Source organism: Rhizobium sp. NXC14 (assembly GCF_002117485.1).
Taxonomy (GTDB): Bacteria; Pseudomonadota; Alphaproteobacteria; order Rhizobiales; family Rhizobiaceae; genus Rhizobium.
The window spans coordinates 2,038,935-2,055,278 of sequence record NZ_CP021030.1 but is presented as its reverse complement, the minus strand read 5'-3'; the positions used below and the strand labels follow the sequence as shown (position 1 = coordinate 2,055,278).

The window sequence follows — 16,344 nt, the reverse complement described above, 5'->3', positions numbered from 1 at the left end:
ATAGTTTGTCCCAATTTGGGCGAATCGGATTTCCGCAAATATTTCAAAATGTAACTTGGGAGTGATCTGGATATTGTGGCAGCAATATGGCTATGTTTCTCAAGTACTTACTGTTTCTAAGCTGTTGCGCCCTTCAAAACGTCGTCCTATAACCCCCGCCGCAACAGATGATTAACCACAAAATATTAGACAACGCTGAAGTTGAGGAACAAAACCATGACAACATACTACGTAGCTTCGAGCAGCAGCGGCGGTAACGGCAGTGCCACCTCCCCTTTTCGCACGATCAGTGAGGCGATGGCTTCGGACCTTAAGCCTGGCGACGAGGTCGTGGTGAAACCGGGGACATACAACGAGAGCATCAACATCGATAAGGACGGCTCGGCGGCAGGCGACATCACGCTCCGCTCGGAAGTGCCCGGCGGGGCGCTGATCCGGCCGCCCGCGGGCTCGTGGAACGCGATCAGTGTCAACGCCAACCACGTGGTAATCGACGGCTTTGACATCGGCGGCGCCAAAGGCGACGGCATCGAAGCGAACAACGTCCACCACGTCCAGATCCTCAACAACAAGGTCCACGGCAGCGGGGAGTCGGGCATCCAGTTCAACCAGTCGGACTTCGTCCACATCGAAGGCAACGAGACTTACAATAACGCTTCGACAGGCTGGTTCTCGGGCATCTCCATCTACCAGAACCGGAACATCACCGGTGATACCTCGACGGACGGATACCGGAACATCGTGCGCAACAACATCTCGCACGACAACGTCACAAAGTCTGGTGAGCACACCGACGGCAACGGCATCATCATCGACGATTTCCAGAGCACCCAGGCGAGCGGTAATCCGAACTACACTTTCAAGACCCTGGTCGACAACAACCTCGTCTACGGGAACGGCGGCAAAGGCATTCAGGTTACCTGGAGCGACTCCGTCACTGTGTCGAACAACACCGCATACCACAACAATCAGGACCCGCTGAACTCCGGCACTTGGCGGGGCGAGCTCAGCAACTCGGCATCGAGCAACAACACCTGGGTCAATAACATTGGCGTAGCCGACCCGTCGGTGAACCAGAACAACACTGCGATCGATAATACGTCAAGCGGCGGCACCAACAACAATGTCGTCTGGGCCAACAACATCACCTATAACGGCACGGCCGGCCAGGCCTCGGTCAAGACGGACGGCGGCAACGCGATGCCGAGCACGGCGAACGGCAACCAGCTCGGCGTTGACCCTAAATTCTTAGGGGCATCGAGCGACAACTTCCACCTCAGCTCCAGCTCGACGGCGATCGACCACGGGACCAGCAAGTACGGCGTCAGCTCCGTCGATCTGGACGGCGACCATCGCGTCGTTGGAACTGTCGACATGGGTGCCTATGAATCCGGCTCCAGCCCGACATCGGGAACGCCAACCACGCCGACTTCGCCAACAGCACCAACTTCGCCAACAGCGCCGACCGCGCCGACAGCGCCGACCGCGCCGACGTCGCCGACCGCGCCGACCGCGCCGACCGCGCCGACCGCGCCGACGTCGCCAACCTCACCGACTTCGCCGACGCAACCGACTTCGCCGACCACCACGAAGGAATATACCGGCACCAATGGCAACGACATCATGCCACACACCGGTCAGTCCAACGGCGGCAACGAAACCTTCAAGGGTCTCGCCGGCAATGACGTGTTGAAGGGCGGCGCCGGCGCGGACGTGCTCGATGGCGGCAATGGCAACGACACGGCCAGCTATGCGGGTTCCGACGCGGGGGTCCATGTCAGCTTGGCAACTTGGACCGCATCGGGCGGGCACGCCACCGGTGACAAGCTCGTCAGCATCGAAAACGTGACCGGCTCCAGCTACGACGACGTGCTGACCGGCGGCAATAACGGCGGCAACGTTCTCAATGGCGGGGCCGGCGCGGACAAGCTTGACGGCGGCGCCGGCGCGGACGTCATCATTGGCGGTGCCGGAAAGGACATCATGACCGGTGGCACCAGCTCGGATACATTTGTCTTCAAAACTGCGACGGAAACTGGGTCCGGCTCGGATCGCGACGTCATCAGCGACTTCCAGCACGGCGTGGATAAGATCGACCTCTCGGCGATAGATGCGAACGGCTCTGCGCAGGGCGATGCAGCCTTCCATTTCCAGGCGCAGGAGAATGCCTTGTTCGACAAGAAGGCTGGCGCGCTGGCGTGGCACTACGAGGACGACCATACCGTTATCCAGGCCGATTTGAACGGCGACGGTGTTCATGACTTCGAGATTCAGCTGCAGGGCCACGTCCAGCTGGGTGCAGGCGATTTTCTCCTGTAATCATACCGTTGCGGCGGTCATCCGATCGCCGCAACAATGGTGCTAACAATCGCGAAATGTCGACGGCGGAGTAAAACCCGCCACGCGGCGCGCAAGCTTCGGCTCCTTCAGCGCGTGGATGAGTAAGCTGGGAGGGCGTAGCTCGAGCGGCGATCCCATCCGCGCGCTGCGGTTTTCAACCCGCCTAATCTTGATCCACAGCGGCATTGAAGTCTCGGCTTTAGGTCAAATCGACATTCATCGAAGCCATATCATCGCGGCGACGAGCTAGACCGAAGCCTTCGAAGTGAATGGCTCTGCGGTTGTATCGCGTGGCGAAGCGACGGAAGTGTTTCATTCGATTGAAGCAGCGCTCGATGCGGTTCCGTGATGTAGGCTATTTCATCATGCGGGTTGATGATCTTGCGCGAGCGGTTAGATGGGATGACCGCCTCGGCTCCCATGTCGGCCTCGTTTCTCGCAAGTCATTGCTGTCATAGGCCTTGTCCGCCAGAACGGCATCGCCGCTCTGGCCCTTGAGAAGATCCCGCGCTTGCGTGATGTCGCCGACCTGACCGGCAGTTACAATGAAACGTAACGTTCTGCCAAGCGCATCGGTCGGCATATGGATCTTGGTGGTCAGTCCACCTCGGGAACGCACCAGCGCCTGATCCTTGGCCCCCCTTTTCCGGAGGCCGCCTGCTGATGGGCACGAACGATCGTGCTGTCGATCATCAGATACCGGTTGTCGCGATCCCGTCAGCGTCTCGAACACCTGCTCCTATGCACCGTCTTCCACTTGCCGTAACGCTCCGGCAGATCGCGCCATTGGCCGCCGGAACGCAGCAACCACAGGCAGCCATTGACAAAGGAAACGGTTGTCCAAGCCAGTCCGGCCCGGATTACCAGCCTTGCCGGGTAACAAGGAGGCAATCTTCGCCCACTGCCTATCGCTCCACTTCATACCGCTTAAAAGCGCCATGCAGACCTCCGTGTTCAACATGGTGTCCTATGAATCAGCGATCAACTGATTTGGGCATCCTGAATGTCTATCCGACCTAGGGCGGAACAGCGTAAGAACTACTGCGACCAGCGGGACACCTCTGTCCAACACCGTACTGGAACCTGGCAGATCCCTTTTCAGTTTTAGCAGCAGGAAAGCACGGGTGTTCCTCCTGTGCGATCCGTGTTTGTCAAGACTTGCCCCGCTTCGGCGGGGCTTTTTTCCGATGGAACACCTGAGCCGGTGCAATCAATCAGTTGATCTTGAGCTAATGCGCAGCCGGGAGCGCGCGTATACTGAGTAAAACGCTCGCCCGGCAAGCGACTCGGCTGCAACCACTGTCCGCGGAAGGCCGGCAACAGACCGCTCGCAATATCTTTTGAGAAACTGAACGAGAACACCTAACTCCTTAACCAAAGCAGGTGGCGACCCCTGCAGGAATCGAACCTGCGACAACCTGCTTAGAAGGCAGGTGCTCTATCCAGCTGAGCTAAGGGGCCGTCCGGCGGTCACGTTAAAGGGCGCGACCGAATGCGCCATATGTGGACGAGAAATCTCAATGCGTCCAGGGCTGCGTGCGGGTATAGCGGAAATTATCCGGATAGGCCACAACCTGGCGGGCCGGATCCTTCGGCGCGATGACGCGGTATTCGATGCCGTTGCGCTGGGCATAGGATTCGGCAAGCGCCTGCGTTTCGAAGGTGAGTTTTACCTGCTGGCGCATGTCACCCGAGGAGGTGTAGCCCATGATCGGATCGATCTTGCGCGGCGACTCCTGATCGAATTCAAGCACCCAGAGATGGGTCTTGGCCTTGCCGGACTGCATGGCGGTCTTAGCAGGACGATAGATCTTGGCAGACATGACTGCGGCATCTCCGAATATGCAGGGACAGAGCGCCCCGCCTTTCATGGTCTCAATCCCGTTGCCGGGCCCTTGCTTCGTCGTTTGCGATAACGCGAAGAGTTGAATTTTGCTTATCCGCGAATCCCCGTTTTTTCAAGAAAAAAGCGGATCGCGACGCCGCTGCCACAGCCACCCCGACTATGCGCCAATGTGTTGGGAAGCAAGGCTTATCGTTAACTCGGGCGCCTCAGCACATTCATCCCTCATGTCGCTGCCATTCCACCTAAATCCGCAGGAATTCCAAGCGATTGCGCAATATTACCAATTGTCTCATGTTGTGATCACAAGGTGATTGCCGCAGCCGACCGCGGGCACTAGTTTGCGGCTCAATCGGCTTCAGTGGATGCACGCATGATGAGACGTTCGACAGAGTTCAATGCCATTATGATAGGAGCTGGCATCACCGCTTTCTTCTATGTCGCTATCAGCTATGCCCAATATATCGGCCTGATCGCCCGCGGCTAAGGCTGATCGCCCTGACGCCCAATTGCGCCTCACAGGAAGGCCGACCGGGATTTTCCTCTTGCGTCCACAGGCCTGGTGAGAAATCTCCGGCCACAGCTGGATTTATGGGTTGCGACGACGAAGTGAACCGTGTATTCCCGCTGCCAATCACGGCACGGAGTGTAGCGCAGTCTGGTAGCGCATCTGGTTTGGGACCAGAGGGTCGGGAGTTCGAATCTCTCCACTCCGACCATTCAATATTCTGATTTCTTGGATTTCTTGTCGGCCACATCGCACCTCGCGAGCTGGTGCGCCGTCACTTCGCCTTCGTCGTCGTGGCGCTCACGATTCTGTCGCCCGGCTTGATTCCGAATTTGCCGACGATGCCGGCATTGAGTTCGACGACGTATTTCACCGGGCTCATCGAATCGATGATCTCGCGTGAATAGGGTTTTGCGTTTTCCTTGATGTGGCGGATCGTGCCGGTGTCGTCGGCAAAGAGCATGTCGAGCGGCAGGATGGTGTTCTCCATCCACATGGCAACGCGCCGTGTTTGCCCGAAATCGAAAATCATGCCGGCGTCATCAGCCATCGACTTGCGAAACATCAGGCCGCGGGCGCGCTGATCACCGGTGGCGGCGACCTCGACGGTAAAATGCAGCATCTTGCCGGCGGCTGTCTGGATGAGCAGCGGCTCCCTTTCGAACCGCATCTCCTCCTCAGCCAAAGCCGGCAGGGCGACCAAGAAAAAAAGCGCCATGACGGCGCTTCTGATCGCATGAAACAGGACGATGCCGCGCATGTCAGTGCGACCGGCTTGCCGGGCTCGGAACGTCGGGATGGATCTCTGCGGCCATCAGGCCCTTTTCGCCATCGCCGAAGCGGACGAGGACCACCTGGCCGGGGCGCAGCTCCGTCAGCCCGAAGCGGCGCAGCGTCTCCATGTGCACAAAAATGTCTTCGGTGCCCTCACCGCGCGTCAGGAAGCCGAAGCCCTTGGTACGGTTGAACCACTTGACAAGCGCCCGCTCGAGCCCGCTCGTGGCGGTAACCTGCACGTGGGTGCGCACCGGCGGCAGCTGCGAAGGATGAATGGCGGTCGACTGATCCATCGAGAGGATCTTGAAAGCCTGGTAGCCGCGCTCGCGGCGCTGGACGAGAGCGACGATGCGCGTCCCCTCGAGGATCGTCTGGTAGCCGTCGCGACGCAGGCAAGTCACGTGCAGGAGAACATCCTGCATGCCGTTATCAGGCACGATGAAGCCGAAGCCCTTGGCGACGTCGAACCACTTGACGACACCGGTGATTTCAACAAGATCGACCGCTTCCGACGACAGCTCGTCGACATCGGTGTATGCGTTCGATGAAATCCTATCAGCCATTATCGCCAGCCCCTCGAATACGCGTCACACTGTTACGGTTAACTGATTCTTGAAATCAAGATTAACATCTTGGTAACGGATAAGCGCAAGTCCTAGTTTTCGGTTATTCCCAGCTGCACATTTTATAAAGATGACTTGCCCGAAGCTGACCTCGGCTCGCCAAAAAGGCCAGCCCCTATAAAGGAGTAGATAGAATGCGTTATCTTCATACGATGGTTCGCGTCAAAGATCTGGACGCTTCGCTTGCCTTCTATACCACGCTGTTCGGACTGGAGGAGATTCGCCGCCACGAAAACGAGAAGGGCCGCTTTACCCTGGTTTTCCTGGCCGCTCGCGACGATCTCGACCGTGCGCGCAGCGAAAAGGCCCCCTGCCTCGAGCTCACTTACAACTGGGATACGGAGGATTATAGCGGAGGACGCAATTTCGGCCACCTCGCCTATGAGGTGGATGATATTTACGCGATCTGCCAAAAGCTGATGGATAACGGGATTACCATCAACCGGCCGCCGCGCGACGGCAACATGGCCTTCGTGCGCTCGCCCGACGGCATTTCGATAGAAATCCTGCAGAAGGGAAGCCCGCTTCCGGCCGCCGAACCCTGGGCTTCCATGGGCAATACCGGCGCCTGGTAATGGTTTTGGCCGCAAGGCTTTTGCGAAGCTTGCGGCTTTTGCGATTTCGGGTCCGGCCGGCGCCTTGACGCTTGCCGCGATCCGGCCCCGCAGGCAATCTCCCGGTGACTCGAAGCGGAAGATGGCGATATCTCGCCGTTTTCGCATCAACCGGAGACCGATTGCTTGCGTGACCTTGAGATGCGGATGCCCATTACGGGCGCATTGCTGATCGCCACCTCGATGCTGGCGCTTTCCGGCTGCGTATCGAACAAGAAGACGCTCGATTCGGCCGCAGCTGTTCCGGCGACGGCGGCCGCAGCGCCACAGCTTGGCGCAACGGCGCCCGTGAAATCTGCCCCGCGCTCAGTCTATACCGACCCCCGCCTCGTCAATGTCTCCGGCGTCGAGGCCGCGCCACAGGTCGTGGCAGGCGATGCGAATGCCGCCGTCCCGCCGGCCGATCCGGCAATGGTGGCGCCTGCCAATATAGGCGGGCTCGTCATGCAGTCGACACGGATCAATGCGCAGGCGATGAGCATCTTTTCGGATCACCAGCCGCCGCCACAGAACAACAGCACGTCCACCGTCATTCAGCCGCAGGCCTATGCGCCCACGGAAGGAGTGGCCCCTACAAAAAGCAGCGTCTACAGCCAGCCGATCATGCCCTCACAACCGGCCGCCCCGGTGCTGCCGCAGCAATCGTCCGAAAATTCCGGCACGCAGCCTGCGCCGGTACAAACAGCCTCGCTGGCGATGGGCGGTATGCCCGCCTCGACGACAAACGCGCTTTACAGCGCACCGAAGCAGAACCTGCTCGGCAGTCTTTCCGGCCTTCTGCACAAAGCCGCCCTGCCCGGCATGACGCGTGTTGCGCCGAACGGGCTGCACGTCCAGAACGACAATGTCGAGGTCGGCTGCTTCAAACCGGACCTGCTGAAAGTGATCAAGACGGTCGAAAACCATTTCGGCCGGCCTGTCATCATCACGTCAGGCTATCGCGACGAAGAACATAACCGCCTGGTCGGTGGGGCTGACGAATCGATGCACAAGAGCTGTGAGGCCGCGGACATTCAGATCGACGGCGTCTCCAAGTGGGATATCGCCGCGTATATAAGATCCTTGCCGGATCGCGGCGGGGTCGGCACCTATTGCCACACCGACTCGGTCCACCTCGACACCGGCAAGACCCGGGACTGGAACTGGGGCTGCAGCGGCAAACGGGCGCCCTTTACCACCGCAAGAGCGATCTGACATCGTCGACGCGAAGTTCCCTCACCCCACGTCAGCTGAATTTCACCTGCTTCTGGAAGGCTGTACAAGCCTTTGATTCGCCAGCGGTAATTTTAAATAGTACTGCCACTGGAATATCTGTCATTTTTTTGAAAAAAATCGAATTTGCCGCTTGCGGCTTTCGAAGGTGCTGACTATAAGGGCGCCACCACGAAGGAAGCGCCCTTCGTCTATCGGTTAGGACACCAGATTTTCATTCTGGGAAGAGGGGTTCGACTCCCCTAGGGCGTGCCACTTTCTCTCCATACAGAAGCCATCACATCCGCTTGCAGAAGCTCGCGCGCACGCCTATTTTATCGAGGCTGGCCTGCGCCCTTCGTCTATCGGTTAGGACGACAGATTCTCATTCTGTAAAGAGGGGTTCGACTCCCCTAGGGCGTACCATCGAAATTATGATTGCCGCCAACCACCGATCGGTTTGATATTCCAGCCATCCACCGCCCGTAGCGCCGTGGTTTTCCACAGCTCAAAAAAATCGGCGAAAACTGTGATTTTTTCGCGCCTTGGCGCTTGCGGCTTTCAAAGGTGCTGACTATAAGGGCGCCACCACGAAGGAAGCGCCCTTCGTCTATCGGTTAGGACACCAGATTTTCATTCTGGGAAGAGGGGTTCGACTCCCCTAGGGCGTGCCACTTTCTTCCTTTAATTTTCTCATCCGAGACTCTTTTTCGTGACCGTTCTATTTCGCTGGCGCTGCGTCGCAGACGCGCAGTTGGACGCGGCGTGCGCCTTGATAATGTTCGGCGCCGAGCGAGCCTGCGACATGGAGGCTCGCGCCGCGTGAATTGATGAGAAGATTGCCGAGGCCGGTATCGGCGGCGCGAAAGGCGATTCCATCGAGTCGCGACCCGTCCATCGCCTCCAGCGTCACCTTCACATGTTTCTCGCCGACGAGGCGCGCGTCTCGCACCCGATGCGCCGGTACGGCAAAGAGCGGCTGAGCGTGGCCGGAGCCATAGGGACCGGCGGCTTCCAGGCGGTCAATGAGTTCAAGCGTGGCGCCGCTTGCGCCGATTGCGCCATCGATCTTCAATGTCTCGTTGGCGACGAGGCTCGCCACCGTCCTTGCGGCCTTCTCAGTAAAGAAGGTCCTCAACCTGCCGAGATCGGCGCGCTCGACCGTCAGCCCCGCCGCCATGGCATGGCCGCCACCCTTGATGAGGATGCCCTCCTCGACCGCAGCCCGCACCATCCTGCCCATGTCGAAACCATTGATGGAGCGGCCTGAGCCGGTGCCGCGGCCGGAGGGATCGAAAGCGATCGCGAAGGCGGGCCGCTTGAATTTCTCCTTCAGCCGCGCGGCGATCAACCCAACAATGCCCGGATGCCACTTCTCATGGGCGGTGACGATGACGGAGGCGCCCTCGCCGTCGCCATATTCGGCCAGCGCCTCGGCTTCCGCCTCCTGCAGCATCATCGCCTCCATCGCCTGACGTTCACGGTTGAGCTCGTCGAGGCGCTGTGCGATCATTTCCGCCTCACCGGCATCATCGAGCGTCAGCAGGCGGCTTCCGAGCGCGGCATCGCCGATCCGTCCACCGGCATTGATGCGCGGGCCGATCAGAAAGCCGAAATGATAGGGGGTCACGGGGCCCGCGAGCCCCGCCTTGCGGAAGAGCGCGGCAAGCCCGGCATTGCTCTGGTGCCGGGCAGCAACCAGCCCCTTCACTACATAGGCGCGGTTGAGCCCCTTCAGCGGCACGACATCGCAGACCGTCGCAAGCGCCACGATGTCAAGCCATTGCAGCAGGTCGAGCGCCAGGATGCGTTTGTTGCCGGCCGCGCGCAACAGCCGCAATGTCGCGACCAGCACCATGAAGACGACGCCGGCTGCGCAAAGATGCCCCTGCCCCGACAGATCGTCTTCACGGTTCGGATTGACGAGCGCATGGCAGGGCGGCAGCTCATGTGTCACTTGGTGGTGATCGATGACGACGACATCGATGTTGCGCGCGGCAGCGGCCGCAAGCGCGTCGTGACTGGTGGAGCCGCAATCGACGGTGACGACCAGCCTGGCGCCATTGTCGATCAGCTGGTTGATCGCCGCCGGATTGGGGCCATAACCTTCAAAGATGCGGTCGGGAATGTAGATGTTCGCCTTGACGCCGAAATGGCTTAGAAAGCGGAACATCAGCGCCGAGGAAGCCGCGCCATCGACGTCGTAGTCGCCGAAAATCGCCACGCTCTCGCCGCGCTCGATTGCAAGCAAGAGACGGGTTGCCGCCTTCTCGCAATCGGTCAGCGTGTGGGGATCGGGCATCAGGCTGCGGATCGTCGGGTCGAGGAATTCGACCGCTTCGTCAACGGGGACGCCGCGTCCTGCGAGAACGCGGGCGATCAGATCCGGCAGCCCGTGAACCTGCGCCATGGCGAGCGCCCGGTTCTGGCCGGCCTGGTCGAGTCTTGCAACCCAGCGATTGTCGAGTGCGGATTTCTCCACGCCGAGAAACGCGCGCTGTACCGGATCGACGAGATCTGCCATGCCAAACTCCGCTGACTTCATCTGTTCTTTCTACAGGAGCAGCGGAGATAACATAGTGACGGATTTCCAGACACGGATTTTTACCAGAAGATCAGCCAGACGATCACGGCGATGCCGCCGATCTGCACCAACAAGACCGAAAACAGCGTCAGCAGAATGGCCCAGTTGCGGCCTTCCGTATGTTCGTCGTCAAAAGCCTCGTCATGGCTCACTTCACGAATGTCACTGTGCAGCGGCTTGAGGATGTCCGCAAACATCGCAGGGCGGGCTGGCGACACCTTGCTCGGACTGCCATGCTCTTTTCCGGCGTGGCTGTCCTTGCTCATGAAATGCTCCACGCCGACGACTCACCATCTGTGGTTTTATTTATATCAGTATTTCGGCATTTGGTAATATAGACTTCGGCAAGGGAGACTGAAGGATTAACAAAAAATCCGCCCTGCCAGAGACAGGGCGGCTCATACTTCGGAAAACGCTTTAAAACTCTGAAGCTGCGCATCGTGCATTCCGAAAATCGAATCCGATTTTCGGGCCGACGCGCTAGGCTTCTTCTTTCGGCCGTTCGATACGGATTACCTGCGGCTCGCCGAAGAGATAGCCTTCCGACTTTATCGAAGCGACCGCCCTGCGCACGGACTCCTCCATCGTCGCATGGGTGACGAGAATGATCGTCTGGTGATGCGATGGCGCTAGGTGCTGCGTGGAGCGCTGAACGATCGATTCGAGCGAGATGTGGTTTTCCGCCATGCGGGTGGCGACGCTTGCAAAGACGCCGGTGCGGTCGAGCACAGTCAGGCGAATAAAATATCCGCCCTCGTGGCTCTGCATCTGCGCCTTGCGGTAAGGCTCCAGCGCTTTTGCGGGATGGCCGAGCACAGGCACGCGCTGAGCGCCCGGCTGGCTCTTGGCGATATCGGCGATATCGCCGAGCACGGACGACGCTGTCGCGTTGCCGCCGGCGCCGGGGCCGACCATCAGCAGTTCGCCGAGGACGTCGGACTCAATTGCCACCGCATTGGTAACGCCGTCGACTTGGGCGATGACAGAATCGATCGGGACCATGGTCGGGTGTACACGCTGTTCGATGCCGGTCTCGGTGCGCTGGGCAACGCCGAGCAGCTTGATGCGGTAACCGAGTTCGGCCGCGGCGTGGATGTCCTCGATCGAGATATTGGTGATGCCTTCGAGATAGATATCGTCGGCTGCGATGCGATTGCCGAAGGCAAGCGTCGTCAGGATGGCGAGCTTGTGGGCGGTATCGTTGCCCTCGATATCGAAGGCAGGATCGGCTTCGGCATAACCTAGCCGCTGCGCTTCCTTGAGGCATTCGGCGAAGGAAAGCCCCTCCTTCTCCATCTTGGTCAGGATGTAGTTGCAGGTGCCGTTCATGATGCCGTAGATGCGCGACACGGCGTTACCCGTCAGCGATTCGCGTAGCGCCTTGATGACGGGGATGCCGCCGGCGACCGCCGCCTCGAAATTCAACAGCGAGCCCTTCTCTTCCGCGATCGTCGCAAACTCGACGCCGTGATAGGCGAGCAGCGCCTTGTTGGCTGTCACCACATGGAGACCGCGCTGCAGCGCGGCTCGCACCGAGACGTTGGCAGCCCCCTCGGCACCGCCCATCAGTTCGACGAAGACGTCGATATCACCCTTTTCGGCCAGATCCTCAGGCCGATCGAACCAGGTGACGGCAGAAAGATCGACGCCCCGGTCCCGCGTTTTGCCGCGGGCGGAAACCGCGGTGATCGTAATCGGACGTCCGCAGGTGACGGCAAGCTCGTTGCTTTTTTGCTGAATGATGCGGACAAGCGAGGCGCCAACGGTGCCTAAGCCCGCAATGCCGATTTTGAGGGCATCTGCCATGGATCGATCCCGAAATGTCTGTGTGGCGGCAGCCGCCGAATGCGGCTGCCCAAGAGTTGGAATTAACGGTGGGCGTTCAGCGAGATGACGTTATGCATCGTCTCGTCTGCCGTCGACATGAACTTTTTGATATTGCGCGCAGCCTGACGGATGCGGTGTTCATTCTCGACAAGCGCCAGACGGACATAGTCGTCGCCCATCTCGCCGAATCCGATGCCGGGAGCAACGGCGACGTCGGCCTTCTCGACCAGCAGCTTGGAAAACTCCAGCGAACCGAGATGACGGAACTTTTCCGGAATTTTCGCCCAGGCGAACATGGTGGCTGCCGGCGGCGGCACTTCAAAGCCCGCCTTGCCGAAGCTTTCGACCATGACGTCGCGGCGGCGTTTGTAGACATTGCGCACTTCGGCAATATCGGAGCCGTCGCCATTCAGCGCATGCGTCGCCGCCACCTGGATCGGCGTGAAGGCGCCGTAGTCGAGGTAGGACTTGACGCGGGTGAGCGCAGCGATCAGCCGCTCATTGCCGACGGCAAAGCCCATGCGCCAGCCGGGCATGGAGAAGGTCTTCGACATCGAGGTGAACTCGACCGTCACATCCATTGCGCCCGGCACTTCGAGGACCGAAGGCGGCGGAGCGCCGTCGAAATAGATCTCCGAATAGGCAAGGTCGGAGAGCACGATGATGTCATGCTTCTTGGCGAAGGCTACGACGTCCTTGTAGAAATCGAGCGTCGCGACGAACGCCGTCGGGTTCGAGGGATAGTTGAGGATCAGCGCCAGCGGCTTCGGGATTGAGTGCCGAAGCGCGCGCTCAAGCGGCGGGAAGAAGGTCTCGTCCGGCTCCACCGACATCGAGCGGATCACGCCGCCGGCCATCAGGAAGCCGAAGGCGTGAATCGGATAGGTTGGATTCGGGCAGAGGATCACGTCGCCGGGCGCGGTGATCGCCTGCGCCATATTGGCGAAGCCTTCCTTGGAGCCGAGGGTGGCGACCACCTGCGTATCCGGGTTGAGCTTGACGCCGAAACGGCGGGCATAATAGGCGGCCTGGGCGCGGCGCAGGCCCGGTATGCCCTTGGAGGAGGAATAACGGTGGGTGCGCGGATCCTGCACGACCTCGCAGAGCTTGTCGACGATCGCCTGGGGAGTGGGAAGGTCAGGGTTTCCCATGCCGAGATCGATGATATCGGCGCCGCCCGCTCGCGCGCTTGCTTTCAAACGGTTGACCTGTTCGAAAACATAAGGCGGCAAACGCCGGACTTTGTGAAACTCTTCCATTTCATTCCCCGTGGAAAGGCGGCATTTCGGGCCGCGGTCGAAGTTCGTTCCGTCTCCCGGCGGCTGCGACACGAACTTCACAATCGCAGCGCCGTATTCATCAGACCCAAGCCAAGCGGCAAATCTTTGACGGAAAGGCCGCACAACCACGCATTATCGGGAAAATCGCATCTTCCGATCCATCCGGAAGGCTTTGCGTCCAAATTGCCTGAAAGGCAAGGCTTATTTGGATATTTCGGAGAGCGTCTGCGGACCATGCTCGGCGGCGAGGCGGCGCATTTCGGCGACCTTGGCCTGATATTCGGCTTCCGAGATCGTGCCGGCCTTGCGCCGGCCGGCAAGCGCGGTCAACTGATGCTGCAGTTCGGCCGCCTGCTCATCGCTCATCTGGACGTTGGCCGCCGTTAGCGGCGCACCGAAATTCGGATAGCCGTCCGGTGATTTTGTCAGACCGCCTTCGACAGCCTCGCCCTTGGTTGCCGGCATGACGACGGCGGTCGGCGCCGCTCGCTTGGCGGCAGCTGCGGCTTTTTCCTCCGCCGTCAGATTGCATCCGGCAAGGGTCATCGCCGCCGCGGCGCAGATCAATGCGGTGCGGTTGAAGGTTGCGATGCGCCGGATGCGGTTCTCGATCATGCCTCAAAATCCAGTTCTGATTGCCTCGACTGTTAAATTTGTCGCAGCCACAAAGCAATAGCACGAGCCGATGCGGGTGGAACTTGTTTTCTCGTTCGGTCACGATGTACAACAAACGGATAAAAAGAGTGCTGCCGCCGGAGGAAATGGTGACCGACAGCAAGCAGGAGAGTGGCGGCCAGAAGAATGGCGACAAGACCGGTTTCGACGCAACCGATCTCGAACCCTATCTGCTGAAGGATCCCGAGACCATGGCGATGAATTTCGCCCGGGCGCTCGAAAATCTCGGCCAGGCCGCCTCGGCTTGGCTTGCGCCGCGCGAACGCGGCGAGATCACCGAAAGCTCCATCGATCCGATAACCGACATGGTCAAGACGCTTTCGAAGGTCAGCGAATATTGGATTTCCGATCCCCGCCGCACCTTCGAGGCGCAGACCCAGCTGATGTCCTCGTTCTTCGGCATCTGGATGCGCTCGATGCAGCGCTTGCAGGGCACGCGTGGGATGCAGGGCGAGCCCCTGCCGCCCGAGCCCGACACCCGCAAGGACAAGCGCTTTTCCGACGAGGATTGGCAGAAAAATCCGTTCTTCGATTTCCTCCGCCAGGTCTATCTCGTCACGAGCGATTGGGTGGACAAGCTGGTGTCGGAGACCGACGGCCTCGACGAACACACCAAGCACAAGGCCGAATTTTACGTGAAGCAGATCACGGCGGCACTTTCGCCGAGCAACTTCATCGCTACCAACCCGCAGCTTTACCGCGAGACCATCGCAACCAACGGCGAAAACCTGGTGCGCGGCATGAAGATGCTCGCCGAGGACATCGCTGCCGGAAATGGCGAGCTTCGCCTTCGACAGACCGACATGACGAAATTCGCTGTCGGCCGTGACATGGCGCTGACACCGGGCAAAGTCATCGCCCAGAACGATATCTGCCAGATCATCCAGTACGAAGCCTCGACCGAAACCGTGCTGAAGCGGCCACTGCTGATCTGCCCGCCCTGGATCAACAAGTTCTATATTCTCGACCTCAACCCTCAGAAATCCTTCATCAAATGGTGCGTAGACCAGGGCCAGACCGTCTTCGTCATATCCTGGGTCAACCCGGATGCGCGTCACGCCGAGAAGGACTGGGGCGCCTATGCCCGGGAAGGCATCGATTTCGCGCTCGAGACGATCGAGAAGGCGACCGGCGAGAAGGACGTCAATGCCGTCGGCTACTGCGTCGGCGGCACGCTGCTGGCCGCGACACTGGCGCTGCACGCTAAGGAGAAGAACCGGCGCATAAAGACCGCGACTCTCTTCACCACTCAGGTCGACTTCACCCATGCCGGCGACCTCAAAGTCTTCGTCGACGAGGAGCAGCTTGCCGCGCTCGAAGAGCATATGAAGGCGGCCGGCTATCTCGACGGCACGAAGATGTCGATGGCCTTCAACATGCTGCGCGCCTCCGAGCTGATCTGGCCTTATTTCGTCAACAGCTATCTCAAGGGTCAGGAGCCCCTGCCCTTCGATCTCTTGTTCTGGAACGCCGATTCGACGCGCATGGCGGCGGCAAACCACGCTTTCTACCTGCGAAACTGCTATCTCCGCAATGCGTTGACGCAGAACGAGATGATCCTCGACGGCAAGCGCGTATCGCTGAAAGATGTGAAGATCCCGATCTATAATCTCGCCACGCGCGAGGACCACATCGCGCCTGCAAAATCGGTCTTCCTCGGCAGCCAGTTCTTCGGCGGCAAGGTGGAATTCGTCGTCACCGGCTCGGGACATATCGCCGGCGTCGTCAACCCGCCCGACAAGAAGAAATACCAGTTCTGGACGGGCGGCCCGGCCAAGGGCGAGTATGAGACCTGGCTCGAGCGGGCCACCGAGACGCCGGGGTCGTGGTGGCCGCATTGGCAGGCCTGGATCGAGTCGCAGGACGGCAGACGCGTTGCGGCGCGCAAACCCGGCGGCGATGCGCTGAACGCGATCGAAGAAGCACCGGGAAGTTACGTGATGGAACGCACCTGAGACGGCCGCAGGCATCTCTTTTTGAGACATCCCAAGAAACAGCGATATCGCGTAAACAAATTAGAAACCATAATTCGTCATCCTCTCAAAACAGTCGGAAGTCGCAAGCGGCCTAAATTCGGCCCCT

Annotated in this window: 12 protein-coding genes, 5 tRNA genes and 1 pseudogene; 8 read left to right on the top strand and 10 right to left on the bottom strand. The window is 59.6% G+C overall.

Annotated elements, in window-relative coordinates; genetic code table 11:
• The first annotated feature begins 216 nt into the window (after positions 1–216).
• Positions 217–2,319, top strand: coding sequence for a choice-of-anchor Q domain-containing protein (locus NXC14_RS10135; protein ID WP_085778029.1), 2,103 nt, complete (start codon positions 217–219; stop codon positions 2,317–2,319).
• A gap of 267 nt (positions 2,320–2,586) precedes the next feature.
• Here the strand turns inward: NXC14_RS10135 and NXC14_RS10130 are convergent.
• The 3 genes and pseudogenes from NXC14_RS10130 to NXC14_RS10120 form a co-directional block, all read right to left on the bottom strand.
• Positions 2,587–3,284 (bottom strand): annotated as a pseudogene (locus NXC14_RS10130) (IS5 family transposase).
• Positions 3,285–3,724: 440 nt separating this feature from the next.
• A tRNA-Arg gene (locus NXC14_RS10125) sits at positions 3,725–3,801 on the bottom strand.
• Between the two features lie 56 nt (positions 3,802–3,857).
• Positions 3,858–4,163 carry an ETC complex I subunit gene (locus NXC14_RS10120; protein ID WP_085778028.1) on the bottom strand — a complete coding sequence of 102 codons (306 nt, stop codon included), beginning with the start codon at positions 4,161–4,163 and terminating at the stop codon, positions 3,858–3,860.
• Between the two features lie 662 nt (positions 4,164–4,825).
• On the opposite strand from NXC14_RS10120, the gene NXC14_RS10115 reads away from it, so the two are divergent.
• Positions 4,826–4,902: transfer RNA gene (locus NXC14_RS10115), tRNA-Pro, on the top strand.
• A gap of 63 nt (positions 4,903–4,965) precedes the next feature.
• Here NXC14_RS10115 and NXC14_RS10110 read toward each other — a convergent pair.
• The gene (locus NXC14_RS10110) at positions 4,966–5,451 is read right to left on the bottom strand and encodes a DUF192 domain-containing protein (protein WP_085778027.1); all 486 of its coding nucleotides are present in this window, start codon (positions 5,449–5,451) and stop codon (positions 4,966–4,968) included.
• A 1-nt stretch (position 5,452) separates the two neighbouring features.
• Entirely contained in the window at positions 5,453–6,031 is a 579-nt protein-coding gene (locus NXC14_RS10105) for a cold-shock protein (protein ID WP_064802232.1), read from the bottom strand.
• A 194-nt stretch (positions 6,032–6,225) separates the two neighbouring features.
• Between NXC14_RS10105 and gloA the strand changes: the two genes are divergently transcribed.
• From gloA to NXC14_RS10080, 5 genes are all read left to right on the top strand, one after another.
• On the top strand, positions 6,226–6,666 hold the full coding sequence (gene gloA / locus NXC14_RS10100; protein ID WP_085778026.1) for a lactoylglutathione lyase: 441 nt from the start codon (positions 6,226–6,228) through the stop codon (positions 6,664–6,666).
• Positions 6,667–6,831: 165 nt separating this feature from the next.
• Positions 6,832–7,899, top strand: a complete 1,068-nt coding sequence (locus tag NXC14_RS10095) for a D-Ala-D-Ala carboxypeptidase family metallohydrolase (RefSeq protein WP_085778025.1) — start codon at positions 6,832–6,834, stop codon at positions 7,897–7,899.
• Between the two features lie 198 nt (positions 7,900–8,097).
• Positions 8,098–8,172 (top strand) — tRNA-Glu (locus NXC14_RS10090).
• Between the two features lie 75 nt (positions 8,173–8,247).
• Positions 8,248–8,322 (top strand) — tRNA-Glu (locus NXC14_RS10085).
• 173 nt (positions 8,323–8,495) lie between these two features.
• Positions 8,496–8,570: transfer RNA gene (locus NXC14_RS10080), tRNA-Glu, on the top strand.
• Positions 8,571–8,617: 47 nt separating this feature from the next.
• On the opposite strand, the gene recJ is transcribed toward NXC14_RS10080, so the two are convergent.
• The 5 genes from recJ to NXC14_RS10055 all read right to left on the bottom strand — a co-directional run bounded on the left by recJ (position 8,618) and on the right by NXC14_RS10055 (position 14,202).
• Entirely contained in the window at positions 8,618–10,420 is a 1,803-nt protein-coding gene (recJ, locus tag NXC14_RS10075) for a single-stranded-DNA-specific exonuclease RecJ (RefSeq protein WP_085780057.1), read from the bottom strand.
• Between the two features lie 80 nt (positions 10,421–10,500).
• On the bottom strand, positions 10,501–10,746 hold the full coding sequence (locus NXC14_RS10070) for a hypothetical protein (protein ID WP_085778024.1): 246 nt from the start codon (positions 10,744–10,746) through the stop codon (positions 10,501–10,503).
• A gap of 214 nt (positions 10,747–10,960) precedes the next feature.
• Positions 10,961–12,286, bottom strand: coding sequence for a homoserine dehydrogenase (locus NXC14_RS10065; RefSeq protein WP_085778023.1), 1,326 nt, complete (start codon positions 12,284–12,286; stop codon positions 10,961–10,963).
• A 62-nt stretch (positions 12,287–12,348) separates the two neighbouring features.
• Positions 12,349–13,566 carry an LL-diaminopimelate aminotransferase gene (locus tag NXC14_RS10060; protein WP_085780056.1) on the bottom strand — a complete coding sequence of 406 codons (1,218 nt, stop codon included), beginning with the start codon at positions 13,564–13,566 and terminating at the stop codon, positions 12,349–12,351.
• Between the two features lie 222 nt (positions 13,567–13,788).
• Positions 13,789–14,202 (bottom strand): hypothetical protein, encoded by a 414-nt coding sequence (locus tag NXC14_RS10055; protein ID WP_085778022.1) that lies wholly within the window; start codon positions 14,200–14,202, stop codon positions 13,789–13,791.
• Between the two features lie 146 nt (positions 14,203–14,348).
• Between NXC14_RS10055 and phaC the strand changes: the two genes are divergently transcribed.
• Positions 14,349–16,217, top strand: a complete 1,869-nt coding sequence (phaC, locus tag NXC14_RS10050; RefSeq protein WP_245362152.1) for a class I poly(R)-hydroxyalkanoic acid synthase — start codon at positions 14,349–14,351, stop codon at positions 16,215–16,217.
• Positions 16,218–16,344 lie beyond the last annotated feature (127 nt).